Source organism: Bacillus sp. MSP13, assembly GCF_000815295.1.
Classification (GTDB): domain Bacteria; phylum Bacillota; class Bacilli; order Bacillales; family Bacillaceae; genus Bacillus; species Bacillus vallismortis.
On sequence record NZ_JXAQ01000001.1, the window covers coordinates 1 to 10,438 of the forward strand.

The 10,438-nt window shown below is 40.7% G+C and carries 7 protein-coding genes, 16 tRNA genes, 1 rRNA gene and 1 riboswitch; of the genes, 23 read left to right on the forward strand and 1 reads right to left on the reverse strand.

All coding sequences use genetic code 11. The features are described from left to right. The first annotated feature begins 108 nt into the window (after positions 1–108). The 20 genes from rrf (at position 109) to SC79_RS00105 (ending at position 5,963) form a co-directional block, all read left to right on the forward strand. Positions 109–224: ribosomal RNA gene (gene rrf / locus SC79_RS00005) — 5S ribosomal RNA — on the forward strand. A gap of 9 nt (positions 225–233) precedes the next feature. Further along, positions 234–308 (forward strand) — tRNA-Asn (locus SC79_RS00010). Positions 309–313: 5 nt separating this feature from the next. Continuing rightward, positions 314–405, forward strand: a tRNA-Ser gene (locus tag SC79_RS00015). A 34-nt stretch (positions 406–439) separates the two neighbouring features. Continuing rightward, positions 440–511 (forward strand) — tRNA-Glu (locus SC79_RS00020). Positions 512–520: 9 nt separating this feature from the next. After that, positions 521–596: transfer RNA gene (locus SC79_RS00025), tRNA-Val, on the forward strand. 7 nt (positions 597–603) lie between these two features. Next, positions 604–680: transfer RNA gene (locus SC79_RS00030), tRNA-Met, on the forward strand. Between the two features lie 11 nt (positions 681–691). Continuing rightward, positions 692–768: transfer RNA gene (locus tag SC79_RS00035), tRNA-Asp, on the forward strand. Positions 769–780: 12 nt separating this feature from the next. Then, positions 781–856: transfer RNA gene (locus SC79_RS00040), tRNA-Phe, on the forward strand. A gap of 5 nt (positions 857–861) precedes the next feature. Continuing rightward, positions 862–934: transfer RNA gene (locus tag SC79_RS00045), tRNA-Thr, on the forward strand. A gap of 21 nt (positions 935–955) precedes the next feature. Continuing rightward, positions 956–1,040, forward strand: a tRNA-Tyr gene (locus SC79_RS00050). A gap of 5 nt (positions 1,041–1,045) precedes the next feature. Next, positions 1,046–1,119 (forward strand) — tRNA-Trp (locus SC79_RS00055). 24 nt (positions 1,120–1,143) lie between these two features. Beyond that, a tRNA-His gene (locus tag SC79_RS00060) sits at positions 1,144–1,219 on the forward strand. 9 nt (positions 1,220–1,228) lie between these two features. Next, positions 1,229–1,300, forward strand: a tRNA-Gln gene (locus SC79_RS00065). A gap of 49 nt (positions 1,301–1,349) precedes the next feature. Beyond that, a tRNA-Gly gene (locus tag SC79_RS00070) sits at positions 1,350–1,424 on the forward strand. A gap of 5 nt (positions 1,425–1,429) precedes the next feature. Beyond that, positions 1,430–1,500: transfer RNA gene (locus SC79_RS00075), tRNA-Cys, on the forward strand. 7 nt (positions 1,501–1,507) lie between these two features. Beyond that, positions 1,508–1,596: transfer RNA gene (locus SC79_RS00080), tRNA-Leu, on the forward strand. A gap of 278 nt (positions 1,597–1,874) precedes the next feature. After that, positions 1,875–1,956 (forward strand) — tRNA-Leu (locus SC79_RS00085). 172 nt (positions 1,957–2,128) lie between these two features. Beyond that, complete coding sequence (locus SC79_RS00090) at positions 2,129–3,115, forward strand: tyrosine-type recombinase/integrase (protein WP_039073344.1); 987 nt, start codon at positions 2,129–2,131, stop codon at positions 3,113–3,115. A 1,098-nt stretch (positions 3,116–4,213) separates the two neighbouring features. Then, a complete protein-coding gene (locus SC79_RS00100; RefSeq protein ID WP_039073346.1) occupies positions 4,214–4,981 on the forward strand; it encodes a class I SAM-dependent methyltransferase in 768 nt (255 codons plus the stop codon). Positions 4,982–5,228: 247 nt separating this feature from the next. Then, positions 5,229–5,963: an HNH endonuclease gene (locus SC79_RS00105; protein ID WP_039073347.1), complete on the forward strand. Its 735-nt coding sequence runs from the start codon at positions 5,229–5,231 to the stop codon at positions 5,961–5,963. A gap of 672 nt (positions 5,964–6,635) precedes the next feature. Here SC79_RS00105 and SC79_RS21620 read toward each other — a convergent pair. Next, positions 6,636–6,887, reverse strand: coding sequence for a tyrosine-type recombinase/integrase (locus tag SC79_RS21620; protein WP_082022475.1), 252 nt, complete (start codon positions 6,885–6,887; stop codon positions 6,636–6,638). 145 nt (positions 6,888–7,032) lie between these two features. Here SC79_RS21620 and SC79_RS00110 point away from each other — a divergent pair, with 145 nt between their 5' ends. From SC79_RS00110 to thiC, 3 genes are all read left to right on the forward strand, one after another. After that, the gene (locus tag SC79_RS00110; protein ID WP_026014409.1) at positions 7,033–7,236 is read left to right on the forward strand and encodes a hypothetical protein; all 204 of its coding nucleotides are present in this window, start codon (positions 7,033–7,035) and stop codon (positions 7,234–7,236) included. 277 nt (positions 7,237–7,513) lie between these two features. Beyond that, positions 7,514–8,206 carry a Type 1 glutamine amidotransferase-like domain-containing protein gene (locus tag SC79_RS00115; protein WP_039073348.1) on the forward strand — a complete coding sequence of 231 codons (693 nt, stop codon included), beginning with the start codon at positions 7,514–7,516 and terminating at the stop codon, positions 8,204–8,206. Between the two features lie 69 nt (positions 8,207–8,275). After that, positions 8,276–8,382, forward strand: a riboswitch (TPP riboswitch). Positions 8,383–8,513: 131 nt separating this feature from the next. Beyond that, positions 8,514–10,286, forward strand: coding sequence for a phosphomethylpyrimidine synthase ThiC (thiC, locus tag SC79_RS00120; protein WP_039073349.1), 1,773 nt, complete (start codon positions 8,514–8,516; stop codon positions 10,284–10,286). Positions 10,287–10,438 lie beyond the last annotated feature (152 nt).

Genomic DNA, 10,438 nt, shown 5'->3' on the forward strand with positions numbered 1-10,438 from the left:
TTTTGAATGATGTCACACCTGTTATCTAGTTTTGAGAGAATAAGTTTTTTAAAAAACACTTGATTTTCTCTGCGATATATAGTATAATGTTAAATGTCACTGAAATTGTCTGGTGATGATGGCGAAGAGGTCACACCCGTTCCCATGCCGAACACGGAAGTTAAGCTCTTCAGCGCCGATGGTAGTCGGGGGATTCCCCCTGTGAGAGTAGGACATCGCCAGGCAGACTTCATTCCGCAGTAGCTCAGTGGTAGAGCTATCGGCTGTTAACCGATCGGTCGTAGGTTCGAATCCTACCTGCGGAGCCATTATTGGAGAGCTGTCCGAGTGGTCGAAGGAGCACGATTGGAAATCGTGTAGGCGGTCAACTCCGTCTCAAGGGTTCGAATCCCTTGCTCTCCGCCACTGATATTTATACATAATTACATTTAAAAGTCTGGGCCCGTTGGTCAAGCGGTTAAGACACCGCCCTTTCACGGCGGTAACACGGGTTCGAATCCCGTACGGGTCATTATATGATGGAGGATTAGCTCAGCTGGGAGAGCATCTGCCTTACAAGCAGAGGGTCGGCGGTTCGAGCCCGTCATCCTCCACCATTATCATCGCGGGGTGGAGCAGTTCGGTAGCTCGTCGGGCTCATAACCCGAAGGTCGCAGGTTCAAATCCTGCCCCCGCAACCAAATTTTAAAATGGTCCGGTAGTTCAGTTGGTTAGAATGCCTGCCTGTCACGCAGGAGGTCGCGGGTTCGAGTCCCGTCCGGACCGCCATTTAAATAATAAGGCTCGGTAGCTCAGTTGGTAGAGCAACGGACTGAAAATCCGTGTGTCGGCGGTTCGATTCCGTCCCGAGCCACCACCTATGCCGGTGTAGCTCAATTGGTAGAGCAACTGACTTGTAATCAGTAGGTTGGGGGTTCAAGTCCTCTTGCCGGCACTGTTTTTCAAAACTTAATGTGGAGGGGTAGCGAAGTGGCTAAACGCGGCGGACTGTAAATCCGCTCCCTCAGGGTTCGGCAGTTCGAATCTGCCCCCCTCCACCATTTATAGGGGCATAGTTTAACGGTAGAACAGAGGTCTCCAAAACCTCCGGTGTGGGTTCGATTCCTACTGCCCCTGCCAAATTGATGACATCTTGAGATTATGGCGGTTGTGGCGAAGTGGTTAACGCACCAGATTGTGGCTCTGGCACTCGTGGGTTCGATTCCCATCAATCGCCCCATATTATCATTGGGCTATAGCCAAGCGGTAAGGCAACGGACTTTGACTCCGTCATGCGTTGGTTCGAATCCAGCTAGCCCAGTCTCACTTTTTTATATCTATTGCATATCATGTAATAAGTCCCTTAAGATGCGGAAGTAGTTCAGTGGTAGAACACCACCTTGCCAAGGTGGGGGTCGCGGGTTCGAATCCCGTCTTCCGCTCCAATTACGGCGGCATAGCCAAGTGGTAAGGCAGAGGTCTGCAAAACCTTTATCCCCGGTTCAAATCCGGGTGTCGCCTTTCTTTTGCCGGGGTGGTGGAATTGGCAGACACACAGGACTTAAAATCCTGCGGTAGGTGACTACCGTGCCGGTTCAAGTCCGGCCCTCGGCACCAATTTTACTTACATGATAAGTTGAATTGGTGTTTGTGTTCTATAATGATAACTAATCATATTAATGATCTACTTATGTAGATCATTTTTTTATTGCTTTGATTTATCCTAAGCAGCTAAGTTCCGGTACTTTATGAAAAAGTTATTTGAGCTACTGTGTTTTCTAATTCTCTTAACATATTTTATTAATATATTTCCAAAAAACTTTTTTGAAATGCGTTGACACTTTATAAGATCCATGATATATTTATATTCGTCGGTTGGATACGACGTAAAACTTGCCGGTGTGGCGGAATTGGCAGACGCGCACGACTCAAAATCGTGTTCCTTCTGGAGTGTCGGTTCGACCCCGACCACCGGTATCGATTTTCAAAGTTTATAATCGGTAATTGAACGTGAATATACCGTCAAATCAACGTTTCTCCATTGTGGGGAAGCGTTTTTTTGTGTTTAAAATATGTTAGTTTATAGTGTTTTCCAATCGTCTCTAATCGTGTGCGTTAATCGTGCGAATAGTTACGAAGGGGGTAAGCTATGGCAAGACGTAAAAACAATCTAAATGAACGTGAATTATCAGTAGTCCGAAAAAGTGAGAAGTCGTATGCAGAAACGTTCAAAGAAGCGTTGCAACTCTTTCTTGATGATTGTGATTTACGTAATTTAAGACCATTTACTATCCGTTATTATCAAAATGAAATTCAAGCGTTTCTTAATCAATTAGAAGAACAAGGAATAGATACAAGGGAGTTAAAGCCGTATAAGGTAACGGAAGAACATATCCAAGAGAATGTTATTCGTTATATGCGTATCTACAAAGGAACTAAGATTGTTTCAATCAATACCCGTTTACGTGGGCTACGTTCGTTCTTCAATTTCCTTTACAAAAAGAAGCACATTCCAAAAAATCCAATGGAAAATATAAAGTTATTGAAAGAGAGGAAACATGTAATTCCTACGTTCTCAAAAGAACAATTAAATACGTTGTTTAATCAACCCGATTTAACGACGTTTACGGGAGTTCGTGACTATACAATAATGATTTTCCTTGAAACTGGAATACGTGTTAATGAACTTGTAGGGCTATCACTAGCCGATATTCAATGGGAAGATAGTCTATTGAGGATAAGGAACGCTAAGACGTATAGAGAACGCCTAGTACCCATTCAAAGCGAAATGAAGAAGCAATTAAAGAAGTATATCTCCATTAGGGGAGTAGTCGAAAGTGACGCTTTATTTGTAACCATTGACGGGACACCTTTGTTAAGAAGGTCAGTACAACAACGAATCGACATATACGGGGTGAAAGCCAAAATAAAAGACGTTCGTTGTAGTCCTCATACTTTCCGCCATACGTTCGCAAAGTTAAGCGTTCAACAAGGGGCTAATATCTTTGAATTGCAGACCATTCTAGGACATACAAGCATGGAAATTGTTAAGACCTATGTAAACCTATTCGGAAATGATGTTAGAGAACGTCATAAGGATTTTTCGCCGTTAAAAGTGTTAAAGAAACGGAGGTAACGCAATTGAACGACCTTCCTAATATCGACAATATGACTACCGTAGAAGCTATCCATTGGTACACGGGGGAGGTTGCTAAAGTTACTAGCCGTGAAGCACGTATCAATGGTACTTATTCAGAGGATTATTTAAAGGCTTTGAATGAGTGGAAGCTAAGCCTTAATGAAAGGTGTAAATTAGAACGTACTTTGTAGAAGGTTAATAAAAGACCAAAAAGAAAAAGCCACGCGTTCGCACCGCGTGACCCAAACTTAGGCTATAACTAAATACGGATAACCGTCTTAGCTACTTATATATATTAACGAAAAAAATTAGTATATGAAAGGCTTATTAAGTAATGCCTTTTTTAGCAGCTATGCAGGTTTTCCCGTCGTGGAGTGCCGACTAATACGACGATAATATAACCTTGAAAGGTTCGCCCTGCCGACGCAATAACAAGGGCTAGGACACGCTTTAACGTTCCCTATTGCGTTTTGTGTCCGAAGGGTGAAAGCTACCCCTAAGTGCTGAACGAAAGAAGGGTAGACCGTTTACGGACGGTGTAGGACAAGCCATAACTAACATAGAATCCATTTCTAGTCCCACAATCAAAGGGTGTCGAATTAACTAACTGAAAAGCCAAAGCGTAAGGTTAGGGGCTATGTGAACCTGCTAGGGCTACTTGTTGCAGTAGGCTTGTTAAGGAGAAATCTTTTCGTTTAATAGGGATACACTGCGGACACCTCAATAATTCCCGACGGATGTTGTCCAGTATAACGACTATTCTTATAGCAGATAATTTTTTTATCTAGCTTATAAGGTAGTCGTTCTTATGCCATACGTATTCCTAAACTAACCCTCAAGATGTTGCCAAAAACAAACTTCAAAAGCAATGCTAAAGACGAAATAGACTTAAAAACCTAAATAAGATTTACTCCAGTTAGCAATGAGAGGGGGATTAGATACGATATGGATAATTGCCAAGAGATAATTATATTACAATTTCCTAGAATGACAAAAAGAAGATTGATAAAAGTTATATATTACAAATATGTTAAAGTTATAAATCATACCCTTATTTATGTTTAAAATAAAATTCATTTGGAGGACAGGATTAACGTGGATAAGCGACTAACTTTTAATGAGGATGTAGAGAATTACGACAAGTGGAGACCTACGTATTGTGATAAGTTATTCAAAGACATTTTGGAGTATTCTCGGGTTGGGAACGGCAAAAAAGTGATTGAAATTGGAATTGGGACAGGTCAGGCTACAAAACCATTTTTGGAAAAAGATTGTGAATTAACGGCTGTGGAGTTTGGTAAAGACCTTGCAGAATATACAAAATCAAAATTTCGAGAATATAAAAATTTGACGGTGCATCATTCAACATTTGAAGACTATAATTGTCAAGAGGAGAGTATAGACTTAATTTATTCAGCTACTGCATTTCACTGGATTCCAGAAGAAAAAGGTTATCCTAAAGTTTCAAAATTTTTAAAACCTAATGGAACATTGGCATTGTTTTGGAACAGACCATTTGTTTCAAGAGATAATGACGAATTACATCAAAAGATACAAAGCATATATCAAAAATATAGACCATCCAATACAAAAATAATAGAAAATGACACAGATAGATATAACAATAGGTTAAATACTATTCAATCATATGGATTCAAGGATATTGTATTTAAGCTATATCATTTAACACGAGTGTTTTCTTCAAATGACTATATTTCATTATTAAATACTTATTCCGACCATAGAAGTATGCCGTACGAAATAAAGAAAATGTTTGAATATGAAATTAGAGAAGCAATTATAGATTCAGGTGATAAATTAAATGTTTTTGATACGATAGATTTGTATTTAGCAAGAAAATGATTTTTTAATTAAGCTAACAAGTACAAAATACAAGGATTGTTATTGAACATCTTATTAAGGTGTTCTTTTTATTTGGCAAACAAATATTGTAAAATGAAGTTAATAGAATCATATGCTAGTGATTAGGGGGAAATACTGGGACTGACTTAATTAACGTGGAAACCAGCCATAAAAATGGGTTGTTTGTTTAAAGGTGAATATTACAAGTTTACTTAGAGTTCCTAGCGAGGGGGATACCAAATGAGAGATGAAGTTTATCGGAATGGGGAAACGATTTACATTAATAAACCTAATGCAAAGAAACTTGCATACACTGATTATAACGAAGAATTATTTAACTTTGTGTACTTACACATGGACGGTCAAGGGTGAGTATCTATATTCTAACAAAATGAAGAAATACCTCCATAGATATGTAATGGAATTCTATTATGGTAAAGAAGCAATAGAAGAAGCAAATAAAAAGAACTTTGTTGTTGACCATATAGATAATAATAGTTTCAATTGTCGAGTAAGTAATTTATGTTTTATTCCTAACAACTTGAATAAGGCTAAAGGATTAACTTTCGATAAAAGAAGAATTGAAATGAAAGATAACCTGACGTTAACTTTCTATAAAGATTTTAGTACGGGACAATTTCAGATAACAATCGCTTTTCATAAAGAGTTTCTTTACATTGTCAACGAAAAAGCGATTCAAGTCGATAAAGCTTATTTTGTTTATGAGGATGACTTTGAACTTGTATTAAATGATGCGGGGAAAATTCTACAACAAGTAAATAAAAACGGAGAGTTCGACGAAAATAAGTTAAGTTGTAAAAATATGCTATATTACCCCTCAACCTATATTAAGCTAAAGCCCGAGGAAAAGGGATGCCCTGTAATTGAAAGGGATGGAAAGCAATATTTAATTCTAAATGAACATACCCGTTTAGGAGAAATTCCACCCGATAAAAATTTATATGATGAGGACAAAATATAAAAATGGATGATAATTTCAAGGGGACGTTTTGGAAAAAATAATATGAAATGTTTGTAATGTTATTAGTCACAAATACTCCTTGTTTGAAGAAGGTATTTAAATAAAGGAAGTAATTTCCTACAAGTGTTATGAACCTTTGTCACAAAGATTTAACAATTGACATAACATTTGGGGGGCAAGGGGTTCAGCCGTTTTGATGAAAGTGCATAGAAATTTTTTCAGTTCATTTTTAGCCCCATACAATGCCTATATAATAGAAACATACGATAACTTACAAAGTTAAAGTTAATCGTTGTTAAAACAAATCGCGTTAGCGATTCGGCGAAGCCGATAAGGGTTTAAGGCGAAGTATATTCTTTTGTAAAGAATAAAAAAAGATTACGCCTTCGGCGTGTTACTCACTTCGTTCGTAACTGAATTTATACAAAAATAGATATTAAATAATTATTGTTTACAATATAAAAGAATAAGACGGGTTATCCCGTTTTATATAGTCAAGTGTTTAAAAGCCTTCGCCACAAGCCCCATGCCCCACATGGAAACGGCGGGGGCTAACACTTTTAATTACTTCTTATTTATGTCTTTATGTGAGTGTTTACATGATATTATTTCTCCTTTCAAAGACGAAGAAACCCCCGTTTCCTTAATTGGATTCGGGGGCTTTTTTCATGTCTAATAATCTAGTTTGTTAACAGGATCTAATAGGTTTTCTTGACTGGATTTTACATAACGGGCAGTCATTAAGGTATTGGGTGTTCCGTCGTTCCTCATGTGTCCAAGCAGGACGGCGACTTCCTCAATAAAAACCCCTTTATTAACTAGTGACTTAGCGAAAGTGTGTCTTAGCATGTGGGCGTGTAGCTTTTCTATTGTAACCTTTCCTTTTGAATCAGATACACACTTGCTGCAAGCTTCTTGAAAAATGACAAGTTAAATCTTCCCCTTTTTCTTTTTCTCAACAGATATACGTAAGAAGAAGGAAAAAAGATTCGTTTGATTCATACTTTTTTTCCTATTATTTGTCCTGCCTAGGGACAGACTAAGAATAATATTGAAAGCAAAGGAGCGGATTGGAATGAACAAAGAAAGTATGGTTGCTGATGAATTACACAGAATGTTTTTGGCTGGTGAGCTGCAAATCACGGTAGAGGAGGATATAAACCATATTTCCGAAAGGCTGAGAAACGGCGATCTTAGTTTAGATCGATTAAGCGGTGAAGATGTGTTTATCAAAGAAACGGTAAACGAGGCTTTACGAAGAGTGGAGCAATAAAAGGGAGAGGCGGGATCTGACAGATGAGATCCCGTCTTTTTTGTGACAATGATCTATTTTTCTCAAGAACTGTAACGAAGAGCGTACATCGCTGTTCTGAGGTTAGGGATTGTGATTTTCTAAATTTAATTAAAATTGAAAATCGGGCTGAGAACTCGTTCAAAGGCTTTATCTCCCCGTTCTTCAGAAGATTTTATTTTCTAGGTCGTCCTGTTAAGAAAATATGTAGACTTGTCATGCTATAATGAATAACAAATTTTGTCGGGGAAGTGGGAGGATGAAACAGATTATTGCGATGGGCGGCGGAGGTTTTTCGATGGAGCCTGATAATTTGTCTCTCGATCAATATATCATCAATCAAACGAAATGGAAGTCACCTCGCATTTGTTTTTTGCCGACGGCGAGCGGTGATTCACAAAACTATGTTCAGCGGTTTTATCATGCATTTCAAACAATGGACTGTGTACCGTCTCATTTATCCTTATGTAAGCCGCCGTCAACAGATATACTTTCTTTTGTTATGGAACAGGACGTGATCTATGTTGGCGGGGGAAATACGCGGAATATGCTTGTGCTGTGGAAGGAATGGGGGCTTGATCTTATTCTCAGAGAGGCGTGGAAGAGCGGTGTGGTTTTAGCTGGATTAAGTGCCGGTGCGATGTGCTGGTTTGAAGAAGGGGTGACGGATTCAGCCGGGCCGCTGACAAGTATGAAAAGTTTAGGCTTTTTGCATGGAAGCTTTTGTCCTCATTATGACAGTGAGAAGGAGCGGCGGCCGATATTCCATCAGCTGATATGTAATGGTTTCTTAGGTGATGGTTATGCGGCGGATGATGGAGCGGCTCTCCATTTTATAAATGATCAGCTGTTTCAGACAGTAAGCTCAAGGCCGGGCGCAAAGGCATATCGGGTGACGATGGCTGAACATGAAATCTTTGAAACCCCGCTGCCGGTAAAATATCTGGGGTGAATTAGCTGAATATGATCTATATTTCTCTTTTTTTTCGGGTTGGTTTTATGTTAAGATGAGTGCGAAATTAATAGTTACTGGGGGTGCCCGTTTTCGGGCTGAGAGAGAAGGTAGCTTCTTAACCCTTTGGACCTGATCTGGTTCGTACCAGCGTGGGGAAGTAGAGAAATTGTTTTTATTATTGCCGTATTGGGCGATAATATGTTTCTTTCTGACTGTAACCGGGTTCATTCTTTGAATCCGGTTTTTTGTGCTGGTAATGGGCTTGATTTTGTCCTTTCAAACGAAGAGAGGGGAAGGATCAGTGATGCGAAACGATTCAGTGCAGCAAGCCAACATTTCGATTATGTCGAGTTTTTCAGGGAGCAAGAAAGTATACGTGGAGGGTTCTTCTGCGGACATCCGAGTGCCAATGAGGGAAATTGCCTTAAGTCCGACGACAGGAGCGTTCGGTGAAGAAGAAAACGCGCCTGTTCGTGTCTATGATACAAGCGGACCGTATACGGACCCTGAGGTGGCCATTCATATTCAAGAAGGATTAAGGCCGCTTCGCCAAAAATGGATCACGGAGCGCGGCGATGTTGAAGAATATGAAGGACGGGATGTCAAACCAGAAGATAACGGTTATAAAAAAGCAAATCCAAACGTAAGCTACCCGGGACTAAAGCGGAAACCGCTGCGGGCGAAAGCGGGCCAAAACGTCACGCAAATGCACTATGCCAAAAAAGGAATCATTACACCTGAGATGGAGTTTATCGCAATCCGCGAGCATGTGTCTCCCGAATTTGTCAGAGATGAGGTAGCTAGCGGCCGGGCGATCATTCCTTCAAATATAAATCACCCCGAGAGTGAACCGATGATTATCGGCCGGAATTTTCATGTGAAGATTAATGCGAATATTGGGAATTCGGCGGTTACGTCATCCATTGAAGAAGAAGTGGAAAAAATGACGTGGGCTATCCGCTGGGGAGCGGATACAATGATGGATCTATCGACCGGAAAAGATATTCATACGACGCGTGAATGGATTATCCGCAATTGCCCTGTGCCTGTAGGAACGGTTCCAATTTATCAGGCGCTTGAAAAAGTAAACGGCGTAGCGGAGGATTTAACGTGGGAGATTTATCGTGACACGCTGATCGAGCAGGCTGAACAGGGAGTGGATTATTTTACGATTCACGCGGGTGTTTTGCTGCGGTATGTGCCGTTAACAGCCAAACGGACGACGGGAATCGTATCACGCGGGGGAGCGATTATGGCACAATGGTGTCTGGCTCATCATCAGGAAAGCTTTCTCTATGCCCATTTTGAAGAGATCTGTGAGATTATGAAAACGTATGACATTGCTTTTTCTCTGGGAGACGGGCTTCGACCTGGATCAATCGCTGACGCCAATGATGAAGCGCAGTTTGCTGAATTAGAGACACTTGGGGAGCTGACGCAAATTGCCTGGAAGCATGATGTTCAGGTGATGATTGAGGGACCTGGGCATGTGCCGATGCATAAAATCAAAGAGAACGTCGACAAACAAATGGACATCTGCAAAGAAGCGCCTTTTTACACCTTGGGGCCGCTGACAACAGATATAGCGCCGGGCTATGATCATATTACTTCAGCGATCGGAGCGGCGATGATCGGCTGGTATGGGACAGCAATGCTTTGTTATGTAACGCCGAAGGAGCATTTGGGGCTGCCAAACCGTGATGATGTTCGTGAAGGAGTCATTACATATAAAATTGCTGCGCACGCCGCAGACCTTGCAAAAGGGCATCCCGGAGCGCAAACACGTGATGACGCTTTATCGAAAGCCCGCTTTGAATTTCGCTGGCGAGACCAGTTTCATTTATCTCTTGATCCGGAAAGAGCGCTTGAATACCATGATGAGACCTTGCCGGCAGAAGGAGCGAAAACAGCTCATTTCTGTTCAATGTGCGGACCGAAGTTTTGCAGCATGAGAATTTCTCAGGATATCCGTGACTATGCGAAGGACAAAGAGCTGAGCGAATGGGAGGCTATTGAAGAGGGGATGAAAGAAAAGGCCGAAGAATTTGTAAATCAAGGCAGCCAGCTTTACAAATAAAAGATTGACTGCGAACGTGTTCCAGCCTCATTGGGCACTTAAGGCTCTTATCTTTTAGATAAGGGCTTTTTTGTTTGAAAGCAAACGATAGGTGATGCTCACATGGAGGACATACGAAGTGCGCAAATAAAAAACCCGCTATGTACAGCGGG